Source organism: Streptomyces violaceorubidus (genome assembly GCF_000717995.1).
In the GTDB taxonomy this organism is placed as follows: domain Bacteria; phylum Actinomycetota; class Actinomycetes; order Streptomycetales; family Streptomycetaceae; genus Streptomyces; species Streptomyces violaceorubidus.
Genome location: NZ_JODM01000185.1, coordinates 1 through 301 on the forward strand (window position 1 = coordinate 1; position 301 = coordinate 301).

The 301-nt window shown below is 69.1% G+C and carries 1 protein-coding gene; it reads right to left on the reverse strand.

Annotated features, from left to right (window positions below; translation table 11 throughout):
- Window positions 1-301 (reverse strand): AMP-binding protein (locus IE94_RS36860; RefSeq protein ID WP_157849463.1); only part of this gene is annotated, 301 nt, incomplete at both ends.

Here is a 301-nt window from a genome sequence, read left to right on the forward strand (position 1 = left end):
GGTGGTGGTGAGCCGGTCGGCGAGGTCGGACGGCAGCGCTTCACCGCCGACGAGGACACGCACCCGCGTGAGGGCCTGGGTGACGTCGGGGCTGTCGAGGGCGGCACGCCACAGGCTCGGTGTCGCCTGCATCACCGAGACCTGCTCCTGGATCAGGAGATCACGGAGCTGGTCCGGATCATGCACGATCCCACCGGGGGCAAGAACAACGGTCCCGCCCGAGGTGAGCGGGGTGAACAGTTCCAGCCCGGCGATGTCGAACCCGATCGTCGTCACCGCGAGAAGCCGGTCACCGCTGGTC